The organism is Bacteroides sp. 90-K9/2, from assembly GCF_047310725.1.
Lineage (GTDB): Bacteria > Bacteroidota > Bacteroidia > Bacteroidales > Bacteroidaceae > Bacteroides > Bacteroides vicugnae.
Genome location: NZ_JBCGVL010000005.1, coordinates 297604 through 314340, shown reverse-complemented (window position 1 = coordinate 314340; position 16737 = coordinate 297604). Strand labels below are relative to the sequence as shown.

Annotated in this window: 16 protein-coding genes; 6 read left to right on the top strand and 10 right to left on the bottom strand. The window is 43.4% G+C overall.

What is annotated here, in order from left to right; genetic code table 11:
- Positions 1-76 precede the first annotated feature (76 nt).
- Entirely contained in the window at positions 77-625 is a 549-nt protein-coding gene (locus AAHJ11_RS14180) for an occludin (protein ID WP_234133589.1), read from the top strand.
- A gap of 140 nt (positions 626-765) precedes the next feature.
- On the opposite strand, the gene AAHJ11_RS14175 is transcribed toward AAHJ11_RS14180, so the two are convergent.
- The gene (locus AAHJ11_RS14175) at positions 766-1773 is read right to left on the bottom strand and encodes an SDR family oxidoreductase (protein WP_413579671.1); all 1008 of its coding nucleotides are present in this window, start codon (positions 1771-1773) and stop codon (positions 766-768) included.
- A 203-nt stretch (positions 1774-1976) separates the two neighbouring features.
- Here AAHJ11_RS14175 and AAHJ11_RS14170 point away from each other — a divergent pair, with 203 nt between their 5' ends.
- The gene (locus AAHJ11_RS14170) at positions 1977-2879 is read left to right on the top strand and encodes a helix-turn-helix domain-containing protein (protein WP_004295775.1); all 903 of its coding nucleotides are present in this window, start codon (positions 1977-1979) and stop codon (positions 2877-2879) included.
- 30 nt (positions 2880-2909) lie between these two features.
- A complete protein-coding gene (locus AAHJ11_RS14165) occupies positions 2910-3809 on the top strand; it encodes a helix-turn-helix domain-containing protein (RefSeq protein WP_413579670.1) in 900 nt (299 codons plus the stop codon).
- A 254-nt stretch (positions 3810-4063) separates the two neighbouring features.
- On the opposite strand, the gene AAHJ11_RS14160 is transcribed toward AAHJ11_RS14165, so the two are convergent.
- A complete protein-coding gene (locus AAHJ11_RS14160; protein ID WP_413579668.1) occupies positions 4064-5233 on the bottom strand; it encodes an RtcB family protein in 1170 nt (389 codons plus the stop codon).
- 138 nt (positions 5234-5371) lie between these two features.
- Between AAHJ11_RS14160 and AAHJ11_RS14155 the strand changes: the two genes are divergently transcribed.
- From AAHJ11_RS14155 to AAHJ11_RS14145, 3 genes are all read left to right on the top strand, one after another.
- Positions 5372-6283: an SDR family oxidoreductase gene (locus tag AAHJ11_RS14155; protein WP_413579667.1), complete on the top strand. Its 912-nt coding sequence runs from the start codon at positions 5372-5374 to the stop codon at positions 6281-6283.
- A 410-nt stretch (positions 6284-6693) separates the two neighbouring features.
- Positions 6694-6972: a LysO family transporter gene (locus tag AAHJ11_RS14150; RefSeq protein WP_004303461.1), complete on the top strand. Its 279-nt coding sequence runs from the start codon at positions 6694-6696 to the stop codon at positions 6970-6972.
- Positions 6969-7589: a lysine exporter LysO family protein gene (locus tag AAHJ11_RS14145; protein WP_148366921.1), complete on the top strand. Its 621-nt coding sequence runs from the start codon at positions 6969-6971 to the stop codon at positions 7587-7589. The genes AAHJ11_RS14150 and AAHJ11_RS14145 overlap by 4 nt, the downstream gene beginning before the upstream one ends.
- Positions 7590-7616: 27 nt before the next feature.
- Here the strand turns inward: AAHJ11_RS14145 and AAHJ11_RS14140 are convergent, their stop codons facing one another.
- The 8 genes from AAHJ11_RS14140 to AAHJ11_RS14105 all read right to left on the bottom strand — a co-directional run bounded on the left by AAHJ11_RS14140 (position 7617) and on the right by AAHJ11_RS14105 (position 16702).
- Positions 7617-10214 (bottom strand): helix-turn-helix domain-containing protein, encoded by a 2598-nt coding sequence (locus AAHJ11_RS14140; protein ID WP_320974618.1) that lies wholly within the window; start codon positions 10212-10214, stop codon positions 7617-7619.
- Between the two features lie 855 nt (positions 10215-11069).
- Positions 11070-11981, bottom strand: a complete 912-nt coding sequence (locus AAHJ11_RS14135; RefSeq protein ID WP_217723235.1) for a F0F1 ATP synthase subunit gamma — start codon at positions 11979-11981, stop codon at positions 11070-11072.
- A 39-nt stretch (positions 11982-12020) separates the two neighbouring features.
- Positions 12021-13604 (bottom strand): F0F1 ATP synthase subunit alpha, encoded by a 1584-nt coding sequence (atpA, locus tag AAHJ11_RS14130; protein ID WP_148366924.1) that lies wholly within the window; start codon positions 13602-13604, stop codon positions 12021-12023.
- The gene (locus tag AAHJ11_RS14125; protein ID WP_148366925.1) at positions 13604-14164 is read right to left on the bottom strand and encodes a F0F1 ATP synthase subunit delta; all 561 of its coding nucleotides are present in this window, start codon (positions 14162-14164) and stop codon (positions 13604-13606) included. The genes atpA and AAHJ11_RS14125 overlap by 1 nt, the downstream gene beginning before the upstream one ends.
- Before the next feature lie 5 nt (positions 14165-14169).
- Positions 14170-14673: a F0F1 ATP synthase subunit B gene (gene atpF / locus AAHJ11_RS14120; RefSeq protein WP_004295759.1), complete on the bottom strand. Its 504-nt coding sequence runs from the start codon at positions 14671-14673 to the stop codon at positions 14170-14172.
- 102 nt (positions 14674-14775) lie between these two features.
- A complete protein-coding gene (atpE, locus tag AAHJ11_RS14115) occupies positions 14776-15033 on the bottom strand; it encodes an ATP synthase F0 subunit C (protein WP_004295758.1) in 258 nt (85 codons plus the stop codon).
- Between the two features lie 108 nt (positions 15034-15141).
- On the bottom strand, positions 15142-16284 hold the full coding sequence (gene atpB / locus AAHJ11_RS14110) for a F0F1 ATP synthase subunit A (protein ID WP_148366926.1): 1143 nt from the start codon (positions 16282-16284) through the stop codon (positions 15142-15144).
- On the bottom strand, positions 16268-16702 hold the full coding sequence (locus AAHJ11_RS14105) for a hypothetical protein (RefSeq protein ID WP_074557000.1): 435 nt from the start codon (positions 16700-16702) through the stop codon (positions 16268-16270). Before AAHJ11_RS14105 ends, atpB begins: the two co-directional genes overlap by 17 nt.
- Positions 16703-16737 lie beyond the last annotated feature (35 nt).

Genomic DNA, 16737 nt, shown 5'->3' with positions numbered 1-16737 from the left:
TTTCTAAGAAAACATAACGGAAGCGGATAGTCAGGTGGAAATTATCTATCTTTGTGATAAATCAACCTTTACGAAGATGAAAAAACTGATTCTATTTCTTTCGCTGATATTATCGGTCGGTTTTGCATCCGCACAGTCGGAAATTCCTTCCGATAGTATTCGTCGTGCTCCATCTACCAATATCAAAGAGTTTGGTGGTTTTCTGCTGGATATGGGGTTAATGAACGTAGCAACTCCCGAACTTCCCAAGTTTAATTTAGATATGCCTAATATGACGAAAGATTATAATCAGCTCTTTCGTTTAAACACGGATATTACCTATTCTCAAGGATTCACTGACTCCTTTTCTTCATCTTCTTACTCCGGGTTTTCCGGTTGGGGATACGGATATGGTTGGGGATTGTCTTCTTCTCCACAGTTTATGCAGATGGGATCTTTCAAACTGAAAAACGGAATGAGAATCAATACTTACGGAGATTACAACAAGGATGGCTGGCGGGTGCCTAACCGCAGCGCTATGCCTTGGGAAAGAAATAATTTTCGGGGAGCGTTCGAACTGAAATCTGCTAATGGTAATTTCGGAATACGAATTGAGGTGCAGCAAGGAAGAAATGCTCCTTATTAAATAATAATTAGGCACGGATTACACGGATTTCACGGTCTTTAGGGTTACCATTGCTGAAAAACAACCGCGTTAATCCGTGTAATCCGTGCCTAAAAAAATAGCAATTAATTAGTGGCAGGTAGTTATTAAAATCAGGAAAATCAGAAGGCTTTGTCTGCCGCACTGATTGCATTGGCTATACGGTCACACCACGAATCAAATTCCGGATCGGGTGTTTGAGTTTCCGGATGAGAAAGCATATAATGTACAGCTTGCCGCAATCCGTCCGCCATGGAGATATGGCATATAAAATCCGGGACGAACCGCTTTATCTTCGAATTATCGAAAACAACCGTAGCCGCTTTATCTCCTAAGAGTTCCCCCCTGAAATCATAATGATCGCTATGTTTGGCAAGGAAATCGGATGCTACGTGCAATGCGTTCAGAGGTTTGCCTAACGCATCGGCGATTGTCTGGTAAATCTGATTCCAAGTCATACTTTCATCGGTAGTGATATGAAAAGCGTTCCCAATGGCATGTGGATTCGCCATCAGTCCGACATAGCCTTTGGCAAAATCTTTGGAGTGAGTCAGTGTCCACAAAGAGGAGCCATCACCGGGAATAATGACAGGTTTTCCGTCAAGAATCCGTTTGAGAATCTGCCAGTTTCCCTTATCTCCATGTACAGCTACGGGAGGTTTGGTTCCGTTATAGGTATGGCTGGGACGAACGATGGTCACCGGAAAGCCACTTGTCCGGTAGGCTGACATCAATACTTCTTCCGCTTCTATCTTGTTTCTGGAATACTGCCAGTAGGGATTGACCAGAGGGGTGCTTTCGGTAATGCGATAATCAGTCAATGGCTTTTGATAGGCAGAGGCACTGCTGATAAAGATGTATTGCCGCGTTTTATTCTGAAACAGACGGATATTACGCTTTACGTCTTCTGCCGTATAACCGATGAATTGTGCAACCACATCGTAATGTTCAAGTGCGATGGCTTTTGCCACAGCTTCTTCATCATTAATATCCGCAATGATACTGTGAATTCCTTCCGGCATTTTTTTTGAGCCGCGGTTAAGGAGAGTAATCTCCCACCCTCTCTGTTGCGCCAATGCAACTACATCTGTACTGATAGTACCCGTTCCTCCAATGAATAATGCTTTCATAAAACCTGTTTTTTATATTCTCCGTAGCAAATATATCAATTCCATGACTTACTTCCAGCAATCATTGCCATTTATTTTTCCGTCCGCAAGTTTATGTAGTATACAGATTACTGATTCTTGTACCCTTATTACTGATTTGAAGAATGAAATAAAAAAGATACCTCCAAATGTTTTATCTTTGTATCAGATTAATAACAAAGCATATGGATGAAATAACAAAAATTGAAACCGTCGATCAGTATGACCAGTTGTTTGGACTGGAAACATTGCACCCTTTAGTTAATGTAATCGACTTCTCAAAAGCTACCAAGTCGGTTGAGTATATCCGTATGAACATCGGATTCTACTGTCTGTTCTTGAAAGATGCCAAATGCGGGGATCTCACATACGGACGTAAGAATTACGATTATCAGGAAGGAACGGTTGTCTGCATGGCACCGGGACAAGTGAGCGGAATAGACAACCGCAACCGTACGGCTCCCCGTACCAAGTCGATTGGAGTTTTATTCCACCCCGATTTAATCCGTGGAACTTCATTAGGACAGAATATCAAAAACTATACTTTTTTCTCTTACGAGGTCAATGAAGCATTGCATCTTTCAGACCAGGAAAGAGAAATCGTAACCGATTGCATACATAAAATCCGGCTCGAACTGGAGCATACTATCGACAAGCATAGCAAGCAGCTCATTGTACGAAATATCGAACTGCTATTGGATTACTGTATGCGTTTCTACGAACGGCAGTTCATTACACGCAATCAGGCGAATAAAGATATAGTCGTTAAATTCGAGCAATTACTGGACGAATATTTCCAAAATCAGGTGGCAATGACCGAAGGACTGCCATCCGTGAAATACTTTGCAGACAAGGCATGCCTCTCTCCTAATTATTTCGGGGACCTGATAAAGAAGGAAACCGGAAAAACTGCACAGGAATATATCCAGTGCCGGATTATCGAACTGGCCAAAGAAAGAATTCTGGAAGGTGTTCAAACTGTCAGCCAGGTAGCTTATGAACTGGGATTTCAATATCCACAGCACTTCAGCCGGTTATTTAAAAAGCATGTCGGCTGCACCCCGAACGAATATAAACAAAAAAACTAGACGTATTTTAGATACAGGAGTCTCAACATCATGGGAGATAAAGTACTCAAAATAGGAACCGTGCATCAATGCAATTGTTGCCTGGGGAGTAAGACACTACACCCGCTGGTAAGTGTCATTGATCTCTCAAAGGCTGACTTGTCAGCTCATACGGGCATCAAGTTCGACTTTTATACGATTCTATTGAGTGAGTGTAAATGTGAAGCGTATATGTATGGTCACCAGTATTATGATTTTTCGGATGGTACTTTGCTCTGCCTTAGTCCCGGAGAGTCTATCAATATGAAGGAAAACAGTAAGAATTTTCCCTCTAAAGGATGGATATTGGCTTTTCATCCCGATCTGATTTGTGGCACTCCGCTCGGACTTCATATACATAACTATACTTTCTTCTCTTATCTGCCTGAAGAAGCATTACATATATCTTTGCGCGAGAAGCAAATCATCCTGGAGTTTATGGATAAAATAAACCAGGAACTCGAGCGTTGCATTGACCGCCATAGCAAGAAGATAGTTTCCAAGTATATAGAACTATTGCTGGATTACTGCGTCCGTTTCTACGAACGTCAATTCATTACACGTAATGAAGCGAATAAAACGATTATCAAACAATTCGATAAAATCATAAATAACCATTTCGAAACGAAACAGGTATCGCCTGTTGATATACTTTCACATAAGTATTGCGCGAACCTGCTTCATTTGTCTCCTGAATATTTCAACGACTTACTGGAGTATGAAACGGGAAAATCATTTAAAGAGTATATCGAATTCAAACGCTTCGAGATTGCCAAAGATTGGTTGGTAAATACTGATAAAACGATCAATCAGATAACGCAAGAGCTGGGTTTTCAGAATCCACAGTATTTCAGCCGGTTATTTAAGAAAATCACAGGTTGTTCTCCGAATAATTTCAGGATGCCTAATTGAAAGTATATGTAAAGGGATTAGAGGAGGATAAAGCCATCAAAAAGTCTTAATAAAAATTGAATTGGAATATCAAATTCTTAATCTATGTTATGAAACATACTTTTTTTCTTGGATTATTTGCTAAGTTGCCAAAAGTATGTACCTTTGCAATGTGTTTTTCATAGTATTAGATTTAAGGTTAACAAAGGTTGGAGCAAGGCGTTGCTCCTTTTTTATGTCCATACGCTAGATACTCCTTTAAACATGGCATGACATTATCCCTTAATCACTGCCATTGGAGCCAGCTCTACCAACGGTTTCACCAAGTCCCGCTCATTCGCTATCACTTGCGCAATATCTTTATAAGCTCCCGGTGCTTCATCCAGTTCGTTCTGCGAACGAAGTCCGTGAATGATACCTTGCTGATCCATTCTTTCCTTCTCTTCATCCAGTGACAAACGGCGACAGGCATCCTTTCTTCCCATTAATCGACCTGCACCATGCGAACAGCTTTTAAAACTCTCCGGATTACCCAGTCCCTCAACAATATAGGATTTAGTACCCATAGATCCGGGGATAATACCAATCTCACCCTCATAGGCACGCGTAGCACCTTTTCGGTGTACAATCACATCCTGATCGAAGTGCTTCTCCCAAGCGGCATAGTTATGGGCAATATTAATCATAGGTTCAAAGTCTGTTTCAGGTTTCACCGCTTGGATAGATTCGCAGATACGGTTCATCATCAACTGACGGTTGGCAAAGGCAAAAGCCACACAATAATTCATTTCACGGAAATAATCCTTTGCCATCTGTGTCTCCATTGGCAGGTAAGCCAGTCCCGGTACCATTGCAGAATACCATTTCTCATTCCAATACTGTGCAACCTTATTATAGTGATTGGCAACCTTCAAACCAATGTTACGGCTTCCGGAATGAATCATCACCCAGACGTCAGATGTCTCTGTATCTTTCTGAATCTCAATAAAGTGATTTCCTCCTCCCAAGGTTCCTATCTGCTTCAAACAAGCCTCGTACTGATTCTTCAAAACAGGCATCTCTTCAATGTCGAATCCTTGCGGAAGCAATTTCTGATCCTGCTTTTTATTCTGATGATCGAATCCCAAAGGAACAACCGCACGAATCTTCGACATAATGGAAGTCAAATCCGTATAACTAAAATCTTCCGCTTTTAGATTCGTTTTAATCGCACACATACCACAACCGATATCCACTCCCACAGCATTGGGAACAATCACGCCTTTGGTAGCCAACACACCGCCAATAGGCATTCCTTTTCCCGCATGCGCATCAGGCATGATGGCAATATGTTTAAATGCAAAAGGCAGTGAAGTCAAATCCATAATCTGTGACATACAAGAATCCTCTACTTCATCCAACCAAAGTTTAGCGGGTAAACGTGTTCCCATAATTACTTTTTCCATACATCTTTTTTTTTATCAATTCATATAAATCTCGTTATCGGGAGCAAAGTAAGAAGGGAAGTACGAAATCTATTTGCGCAGTTGATATTATTTTTTATTTTTGTAGAAATAATCTATAACATCTATATATATAACCTAATGAAGAAGATATTAATTATCGGTGCCAACGGATTCACCGGACGCCAGATTTTAAACGATTTGTCTGCTTGTAAACAATATAAGGTAACGGGCTGCTCCCTGCATCCGGATATTCTTCCCAATAACGCGGAGGATTATCGTTTCGTCGAAACAGATATACGGAATGAAGCGGACGTTAAGCGTCTCTTCAAAGAGGTTCAACCCGATGTAATCATTAATTGCTCCGCCCTGTCCGTGCCGGACTATTGCGAAACGCATCACGAAGAAGCCTATCTTACCAATGTTACTGCAGTAGGCCAACTGGCTGATTTATGCGAAGAATACAAAAGCCGGTTCATTCATTTATCTACTGACTTTGTTTTTGATGGAAAGATAAACAAAGCTGCCGGACTGTTATACACAGAAGAAGATCTCCCTGCTCCGGTCAACTATTACGGATATACCAAATGGAAAGGAGAAGAGAGAGTGGCAGAAACTTGCAGCAGCTATGCCATTGTCCGTGTAGAAATTGTTTATGGCAAGGCACTGCCGGGACAACACGGTAATATTGTTCAGCTGGTAATGAACCGTTTGAAAGCCGGACAAGAAATACGTGTCGTGTCCGATCAATGGCGGACACCAACCTATGTTGGAGACGTTTCGGATGGAGTGCTACGTTTAATAGAACATACGACGAATGGCATCTTCCACATCTGTGGAGATGAATGTATGACCATTGCAGAGATTGCCTATCAGATAACAGATTATATGAAACTCGACCGTTCTCTTATCCATCCTGCCACCACAGAAGAAATGAATGAAAGCACTCCCCGTCCCCGCTTCAGTGGCATGAGTATTGATAAAGCCCGGACAATGCTTGGATACAGGCCCAAAAAGTTAAAAGAGATTCTTACGAACTGGGATAATCTATAAGGGAAAGAGCACATAACCAACTTTTTACAACCATCTATCTCGTTCAGGATATTCCTTTCTCTCTTTCTCTTCATTTATTGCATATTTATTTTGAAAATATGCAATAAAGAACTATCTTTGCACCAAATTCAAAAAAGACCAATGATGAATCAAACATTACAATTACATAACGCTACTCTTTTTCTTGCAGGAATACCAATTTTCTGTAAGTCCTGTTGCGTGCATGTGCATTGGTTCAGTGGATTCATCTAAATTTCCCAACTATTTCTTTACAGGAACTACCTGCTGACTTGTTTTGTTAGTCACAGCAGTATTTCTTTCTGATTTTCAAGTAGATGTAACATCTTCTTTGAAAATTCCTTTGTGTGTTGTCAATCATCAGTTTAACCTAACCCCAAATATATACAATTATGTTCTCTATTATATCTACCATGTTTTTAGGAATCGGCATCGGCTATGTATTGCGTAACTGGAGTATTCTGCAGAAGACAGAAAAGACAATTTCTCTTACAATATTCCTGTTGCTCTTTATTCTCGGTGTATCTATCGGTTCTAATAGTCTGATTGTGAACAATCTTGGTAAGTTCGGATGGCAAGCCATCGTTCTTGCTGTGTCCGGTGTATTGGGAAGCCTGATTGCTGCCCGTTTGGTACTACAATTATTTTTCAGGAAAGGAGGTGAACAATGAAAGGAAGTCTGATCGTTATAGTATTCTTTTTTGTAGGCTGTATCATGGGAGCTTTCAATAAGTTCGAGTTCGATACGCACACAGTTTCCATGTATATACTTTATGCATTAATGCTACAAGTGGGAATCAGCATCGGTTCCAATAAGAACCTGAAAGCCATTGTTTCACATTTGCACCCTAAAATGTTGCTGATTCCATTGGGAACGATTATCGGTACGCTGTTATTCTCCGCCCTGGCAAGTTTGCTATTGCGTCAATGGAGCGTGTTCGACTGTATGGCAGTGGGAAGTGGATTTGCCTACTATTCACTTTCTTCCATCCTTATCACGCAGTTCAAAGAACCCTCCATCGGACTGCAACTGGCTACGGAACTGGGAACCATTGCCCTGCTGACTAATATTTTCCGTGAGATGATGGCACTTCTTGGTACTCCGATCATCAAGAAGTATTTCGGGAAACTTGCTCCTATTTCAGCAGCAGGAGTCAATTCGATGGATGTACTGCTGCCTTCCATCACCAGATATTCAGGAAAAGAAATGATTCCCATCGCCATCCTGCACGGTATTCTGATTGACATCAGCGTTCCCGTTTTCGTTTCTTTCTTCTGTAATCTTTAACCCTGTCCGGGATAATAACTTTATTTATTAATGCCCGGAAACAGCCAATACAAACTTGATATCAGCATAGGAGACATCGTCTCCTAATGCTACCTTTATAGCGAATATTCCCATGTATTCATGTTCATCCAAATACTTGCGAATCTTCGCTATATTTTCAGCTTTCACCACCTGCTCCACTTTGATCTTTCCCGAACGGACATAATGCTCCAGATGTCCGGCAATGGTTCCGGATACCAAATCACGAGCCTTGGCTATTTCATCTATATTCATTCCCTGACGGAACATTTCATAGCTAACCAACTTCGTATCTTTCTTCGCCTCCTTCTTTTTCTCCTTCTCCGCCTCTTTCTCCTGTTTCTCTGCCTCTTTCTGCTGCTTCGTCTTTCGTTGCCTTGCCATATCATCGCTATTACCGGAGGAGATTAACATATCTGTGATCTCCGGCCTCTCCAATTGATTCTCCGCCATATACTTGCGGATAATACCCAGAATTTCAAGCCCGTATTTCTCTACTCCTTTGGCTCCAAAATAAGGTATCGCCTCCAAAGCTCTTGGACTATCCGGTAGCAGATTCACAATTCCCATCAATGCTTTCTGTTGCATAATCACATAAGCAGGGACATTCATCTCCCTTGTTTTGGCTGTTCTCCATTCAGACAGGGCGCGATAAAGCTCCGGATGCAGAATATCCGTAGGAACTTCCACCTTTACCTTTTCAGCACTGCGCGTACGCTCTTTCCGTTCCTTGCGTTCTTTCTTCTCCTTCAAAGCCTTCGAAGAACCGGAGGACATAGAATCATCTTCAAGACTCAACATTACTTTAGCCTTCAACTTCAAATAATCCGTGATAGCAAACTTCCCTCTCGCAGACACAGCTTCCAACAAAGACTCTTTAATCCACAACGCATCATCCAGCGCCTGCATACGTTCTGCCAACAGCTTTCTCAACTCTTTATTATCAAGAGGCATATTAGTCTTATTGTACAAAGCCCGAACCGGTTCCAACTCCTTATGAAAATATCCGGCACCGGAACGAATCCGTTCCTGCAACTCCTCATTCGTCGCATAATCCTCACTCTCATGTATCAACCGGGTATACTGATTGCGGAAACGTTGGGACACCTCCACAATCTTCTCCTTAACATGGGGAGCCAACGCCTTATATTCAGCCAACTGCTTCGGAAAGAGCTTATACAAATCCTCATCCATAAGACGAAGCAACCGTTTATAAGCCTGATCGATTGAATAGAAATTAAACAAATCACTCAACAAATCAAAGAAATACGCCTTTTGCATATCATTCAACTGCTGGCTGCCCGGCTTATTCTGCTCCACCGCTTTGGTGAAATTATCCACCGTAGCATCACTTATTATGGCTTCCCTGCGCAAAGGAGACTCCAACACCATACCCTCCAACGTCTTGCAACGACTCAAAGCCACATAAGTCTGCCCATGCGCAAAGGAATTCCGTGCATCAATAATGGCACGTTCAAACGTCAAACCCTGACTCTTATGTATCGTAATAGCCCACGCCAAACGAATAGGATACTGGCGGAACGTCCCCTCTATCACTTCAGTGATTTCCTTCGTCTCCTCATTCAACACATACTTATAATTCCCCCACTCTTCCGGCAACAACTGAAATTCGGATCTGTCTCCCTTACCACGCACCACAATACCTGTTTCATTAACCGCTACCACCTCACCGATCATACCGTTATAATACCGTTTCTCGGACGATGGATCATTCTTCAGGAACATAATCTGTGCTCCCTCCTTAATTGTCAGAAGTTTATCCGCAGGATACGAATATTCAGGAAAATCCCCCTCTATCTCGGCACTAAAATGATACGCCTTGCCGGGCAACGATGCCAGTTCGCGATCATTAACCCTCTGTGCCTGATTATTATGCGTCGTCAGACGAATATATCCCTCTTCTTTTTGCGGCTGAAAGCCGGGCTGATAACGACGGTTCAATTCATTCAACACCTCATCATCCGCCTTATTCTCCCGGATTTTATTTAATAAGGAAAGGAAGAACGTGTCACTCTGACGATATACTTTCTTGAGTTCAATCGTCATATATGCCGTTTCTTTCAAGGCATGACTTGCAAAGAAATAAGGAGTCTCATAATGCTTTCTCAACAACTCCCACTCATTATCTTTCACGACAGGCGCCAACTGTTGCAAATCGCCAATCATCAACAGTTGCACCCCGCCAAAAGGTTTCTCTCTATCGCGATACCTCCGCAGAGTTGCATCCACCGCATCCAACAAATCGGCACGCACCATACTGATCTCATCAATAACCAGCAAATCCATACTACGGATAATATTCCGCTTTTCTTTACTGTAACGATAATGCGTCTGGGAAGAATTAAAGGTGGTTTCGGGCACAAAAGGAGCAAAAGACAACTGAAAGAAAGAATGAATCGTTACGCCTCCCGCATTGATGGCTGCAATCCCTGTCGGAGCCAATACGACCATGCGTTTGGGAGTATGTTCTTTCAATCGTCTAAGAAATGTCGTTTTCCCGGTTCCTGCTTTTCCGGTAAGAAATAAATGTGTGCCTGTATTTTCAATGAACTGCCAAGCAAGCTGCAGTTCCGGATTATTTTCCATGCTTTTTACAATTTTCGGTAAAGTTACTGAATATTCTTTTTCTTTCGTCTTGATACGAAAGAAAAAGAACCAAAAAGAAAGAATCAAGGCTGCGTTTTTCCGGCTACTCCGGTGCTTCCTCCGGCTAAAGGGCAGAAACTCGCTACGCTCAAACAGTCTGCCCTTTTTAACGCCGGAGAAATCACCTGCGCTTGACGCCGGAAAAACGAGGCCGGAAGACCTGCGGCGTGAAAGCCTTACAATGTGGAAAACTTTATTTACTAAAAACTCACTATATAAGAGAGGAATATAGAATAAAACTAATATAGCAAAAAGGATTTATAGAATAAAGACTTAACAAAATGAAAGTGAATGTAGCTAAAGTCCCAAATGAAAAGCTTAATAGAATAAAAAGCTAATAGAATGATAACCAATATAACCCTAGTAATATAAAGAGACTTATGAAAGATTCCCCCCTTATAAAAAAGCTTTGCTATATAAAAGCCGCAGACGTTATACGACTTAATATAGCAAAGCAGAACAATATATAATAAAATTACAAACGATATAACAGCGACTCACCAAAACAATACCAAACATATCGCACGTCTTCCCCGCAAACTCCTCCAAAACAGCTTCCCCACAAACCTACCCTACATCCTGCAATACCTATCCTGCACCCCACCCCGCCAGGTTCCCCGGCCTACTTTTTTCTCCGTCAGGCGAGCGCCCGCAACGGAGCGTTAAGAAGGGCAGACTGTTTGAGCGTAGCGAGTTTCTGCCCTTTAGCGAAGTGAAGGAAGCGAGTAGGAGAAAAAAGTCAGCCTTGAATTTTTCTTTGCTTCTTTCTTTTGTTTCAAGACAAAAGAAAGAAGATTACTTCATGGAGCCCCCCACAATATCCAGCAATTCGTTTGTAATCGCCTGCTGCCGGCTCTTATTATACTGCTTCGTCAAATCCTGAATCAGCTCATTTGCATTGTCCGTAGCCACTTGCATAGCTAGCGTACGTGCAGCGTGTTCCGATGCATTGGAGTCGACAGCAGCGGTAAAAATCTTCTGGCTCAATACAGTTGGGATTAAACTGGCGATTAATTCTTCCGCGTTTGGCTCGATGATATAATCATTAGCAATTTCGTTCTCCTGTATATCTTCCTTACCTCTGTTTCCCTCCTTGTTCCCGTCCTCTTCGCCAACCACATTCGTCAGATTAATAGGAAGATACGTCTCACGGAGAAGAATCTGTATCCCCATTGATTTGAAGTGATGATAGATTATTTCCACACGGTCTACCTCGCCTGCCACATACATATCCATCAGTCGGTGAGCCAGTTCGGCAGCCTCCTGATACGTCGGTTTGTCGGAGAGCGTCGGAGAAACCTCCTGCGGTTTGAAACCCATCCGTTTGGCAGCTTCATCCACCTTCTTGCCTACCGGGAATATCAAGATATTATCCTGTCCTAAAGTACGAAATTCCCCGATAGTCTGCATCATCATTTTGATGACGTTGGCGTTGAAAGCACCACAAAGAGAAGTGTTCGAAGAAAAAACAACGATTGCTACACGCTTCACTTCACGCTCCTGCACATAAGGAGATTCGATAGGCAGGTCCGCGCTTAGGAAGTTAGTCAGAATCTTGTTCAACTTCTTCTGATAAGGCAGCATATTCTCAATGGCTCCTTGTGCCTTATGTAATTTGGCAGAAGCCACCATCTTCATTGCTGAAGTGATTTTTCGGGTACTCTTGACCGAATTTATTCTGGTTTTTACTTCTTTCAGTGAAGCCATAGTGATAATTAAAAATTAATAATTAAAAATTAAAGGCGATCAGATAAATTGTTTAGCAACCATGGCAGCAGTCTCTTCGATAGCCTTGGTCACCTTATCGTCAATCACACCCGTTTTCAATACATCCAGTACATCCTCCTGATGATTCAGTTGCAAAGATTCGATGAAGCTACGTTCAAAGTCCTGCACCTTATCCAAGGGAACATCGTGGAGCAGTCCGTGTGTACCACAGTAGAGGATAGCAATCTGCTGCTCTACGGGCATCGGACTGTATTGAGGCTGAATCAACAGCTGGCCGTTCTTACGTCCCTTATCAATGGTCAATGCGGTAATCGGGTCCATGTCGCTGCTGAACTTGGAGAACGCTTCCAGTTCACGATACTGTGCCTGGTCGATCTTCAATGTTCCCGCCACTTTCTTCATGGCCTTAATCTGCGCATTGCCACCTACACGGGATACAGAGATACCGACGTTGATAGCCGGACGCGTACCCTGGTTGAACAAGTCAGTTTCGAGGAATATCTGTCCGTCAGTGATAGAAATCACATTCGTCGGGATATAAGCCGATACGTCACCAGCTTGCGTTTCGATAATAGGCAATGCCGTAAGCGAACCACCGCCTTTGACAATACCCTTCAGACTTTCCGGAAGGTCGTTCATTTCGCGAGCCACTTCCTCCTGGCTGATAATCTTGGCAGCACGTTCCAACAGACGGGAGTGCAGATAGAAGATATCACCCGGATAAGCCTCACGACCAGACGGACGGCGGAGAATCAGAGAAACCTCACGATAAGCTACCGCCTGCTTGGAAAGGTCATCATAAACCACCAATGCATGACGACCGGTATCACGGAAATACTCGCCAATGGCAGCACCCGCAAAAGGAGCATAATACTGCAATGCAGCCGGATCACCAGCCGTAGCAGCCACCACAATCGTGTAGTCCAGTGCTCCGTACTCACGAAGCGTATTAACGATAGAAGCAACGGTAGAACCCTTCTGACCGATAGCCACATAAATACAATATACAGGATCACCTGCCAGGAAGTTACTGCGCTGGTTGATAATCGTATCAATAGCGATGGCAGTCTTTCCCGTCTGACGGTCGCCGATAATCAACTCACGCTGTCCGCGACCGATAGGAATCATGGCGTCTACCGCCTTCAATCCCGTCTGCAACGGTTGGTTCACAGGCTGACGGTAGATTACCCCCGGAGCTTTCCGTTCCAATGGCATATCATACAGTTCGCCGCCGATCAATCCTTTGCCATCGAGCGGTTCGCCCAACGGGTCGATCACACGTCCCAGCATACTCTCTCCTACACGGATGGAGGCGATACGTTTGGTACGCTTTACAACAAATCCCTCCTTGATCTTGTCCGTCGGCCCCAACAGTACAGCTCCCACGTTGTCCTCTTCGAGGTTCATCACAATTGCTTTGATACCATTGTCAAACTCCAGCAATTCATTGGCTTCGGCATTCCGCAGTCCATAGATACGCACTACGCCGTCGCTCACCTGGAGCACCGTACCAATTTCGTCAAGTTGCACATTAGCGTTGATTCCTTCGAGCTGCTTGCGCAATATATCAGATACTTCGCTTACTTTTATATTTTCAGACATTATACAATTCTCCTATTCTTATCAATAAATTGTTGTTTCACTCGCTTCAACTGCGTGGCAACACTTGCATCCAGCCGGTAGTCGTTGACATCGAAGATAAATCCGCCTTCAATAGAGGGATCTACCACCGTTTCCAGTTCCATCTGGGCATGCAAGATATGCTCTGCCGCAGAACGGATCCGGCTTTCCGTTTCCTTATTGACAGGAACGGCTGTAATCAACTTGCCTATTCCGATGTGCTTCAGTTTCCGGTAAAGATCCAGATACATCAGGCTGATAAATTGCAGATAGCCTTCACGCCTGTTGCGCAGTACCAAAGTGATAAAACGGACAAACTCTCTGGTCGATTTTCCGTCACCATCGGCAGCTGTGCAGACTAACGCCAACTTCTCCTTGAATGAGATGACAGGATTATCAAGCGCTTCACGCAGACCGGGCAGTTCACAAAAGCTGTGTGACAGAGTCAAAAACTCCTGATACAACCTATCCTCCATACCTTTTTCCTGTGCGTATTCAATGATGGCTTTCGCATAACGCATTGAGAGTATTCCGACTTCCATCTTCCTTAGTTCTTATTCGGGGTTAGTACTTCATCCAGCATACGGTCGATCATACCCATCTGTGCTTCCTTGTCCTCAAGACTCTTGCGGAGCACTTTCTCGGCGATGTCCACAGAAAGCACGGCTACCTGGCGACGGATGTCGCGGATGGCTTCGTCTTTCTCTATCTGGATTTGTTGTTTCACCGCATCCAGTTCTTTTTGTGCGGCAATTTCGGCTTGTTTACGGGCCTCGTGAACAATCTTGTCACGTTCTTCCATTGCTTCCCTCAAGATGCGTCCTTGTTCTTTGTTGGCAGCTGCCACCAATGCGTCACCTTCTTCTTTCAGTTTAGACAACTGGGCATTAGCTTCTCTCGCCACCTCCAAAGACTGGTCGATATAAGTCTTGCGACCCTCCACCATCTTGATGATGACGGGGAAGCCGTATTTCGCCAATATCACGAACACAATCCCGAATGAGAGAAACATCCAGAACAGCAGGCCACTATCAGGTAATAGTAATGACATAATCTTTATTTACGATTTTACGATTTACAATTTACGATTTCGCGGCTGATCATGATTTGAAACATGGCTCACGCCTGCGAAATTCGCTTGTTATATGCCTGATTAGAGGAAGAACACCAACAGACAAACTACTACCGCCAACAAAGCCACACCTTCAATCAAGGCGGCAGCGATAATCATATTCATACGGATGTCCCCTGATGCTTCCGGCTGGCGTGCGATTGCTTCCATTGCCGAACCACCGATCTTACCAATACCCAAACCAGCTCCGATTACTGCAAGACCTGCACCGATAGCTGCACCTAATTTACTAACTCCTACTGCTGCTGCAGTGGCTTGTAACAATACTGATAGTAACATAATTTTCAGTTTTAAAATGGTTTATATTTTCTCTTGTTTATTATTTAATCATTCATTCCGCGCGCCTATTCCGTATCTTTTTTATCGACGTTTTCACCGCGTTTCATTTCAATCTTCTTCTGTTTTCACTTTGGCACCTTCCTGTGCCAGTCCGATAAACACTGCCGACAACATCGTAAATACGTAAGCTTGGATGAAAGCAACCAACAACTCAAGCGCATTCATAAAGATGTTGAACAATACGGATGCCACCGTCAGCGTGCCGTTCAGTGCAGGCCCCATGCTTGCCGAGATAAAGATCAGGCAGGTGAGCACCAGCATCGCCATGTGTCCTGCCAGCATATTGGCAAAAAGACGGATCATCAAAGCAAACGGTTTCGTAAAGATTCCGAAGAACTCGATGAACGGCATCATCGGTATAGGCACTTTCAACCACCAGGGCACATCGGGCCAAAAAATATCCTTCCAATAATGTTTCGTACCGAAGATATTCACTGCCAGAAACGTGCAGACTGCAAGCACCATAGTGATAGCGATATTTCCCGTCACGTTCGCCCCTCCGGGAAAGAACGGAATCAATCCCATCATGTTATTGATAAAGATGAAAAAGAACGCTGTCAACAGATACGGTGCAAACTTCCGGTAGTTGGGTCCTACACAACTCTTGATAATATCGTCGTTCACCATCATGATAAACATCTCCATGAATCCGATAAATCCTCCCGGCGCTTTCGCTCCTTGCGGGCGTTTTCTGTACCAGTGTGACACGCTCAATACGATAACGAGCAACAACACGCTGTTGAACAGCAAAGCAAACGTCACTTTTGTGATGGAAATATCCCACGGGCGAACCTGTTCGCCTGCCGCATTATACTCTACCAGTTTGCCCTCGTACTTGCTTCCTTCGGGAGCGATGGAAAGTCCTTCATAAGTACCTCCATTCTCTTCGAGACGGGAAGAAAGGAACGTGTGCCAACCTGTAGTACTACTATAAACAATGATAGGTAATGGTATAGTAATGTGCGTGTTACCCCACGTTGTGATATGCCATTCGTAGGAGTCTCCGATATGACCGAACACAATTTCTTTCACATCCACCGTGTTCTCCTGTTCCTCTTTCGGAGTAATCTCGTCCTGCGTCTGTTGTGACACCGCTTCCCCCTCCTGCTCCTGTGCAGGAACCGGCAAGCTGACCACTGCCATGAGGCAGAACAGAATTAACGGAGCTACTATGTTATGCAACTGTTTCATTTTTCTTCTTATTTTTCTTTTTCCGTTTCTGATTCAACTCAAAAGAGAAGAAGAACCAGGTTTCGAATATCAGATATATCAAATAGAACGAGATAAACGTCAGCAGAAAGGCTCTGGCTTCTTCGCGAACGGCAAGACAATAAATCAATACCAGAATCAGCGATAGAATCATTTTTATCATCTTTATTGCCAGATACAACAGTAACAATCTCTGTGGAGCATGTCGGCGGCAAGCGTCGAACATATAGATGCTAAACAGACCAAAGAAGTAAAAATAGACCGGAATAAACGGATACCCTCCGAAATAATGTCCTGGCAAAGCGAAGTGTAGAATGACAGCTCCGAGTGCCGCGCTTATTACTGCAAATAAGGTATGCAAAAAAATAAAATTCCGTTTAGTTTTACTTATATTCACCATGTTACTGTGTTTTTCTGTAAAGTTATAATCTCGTT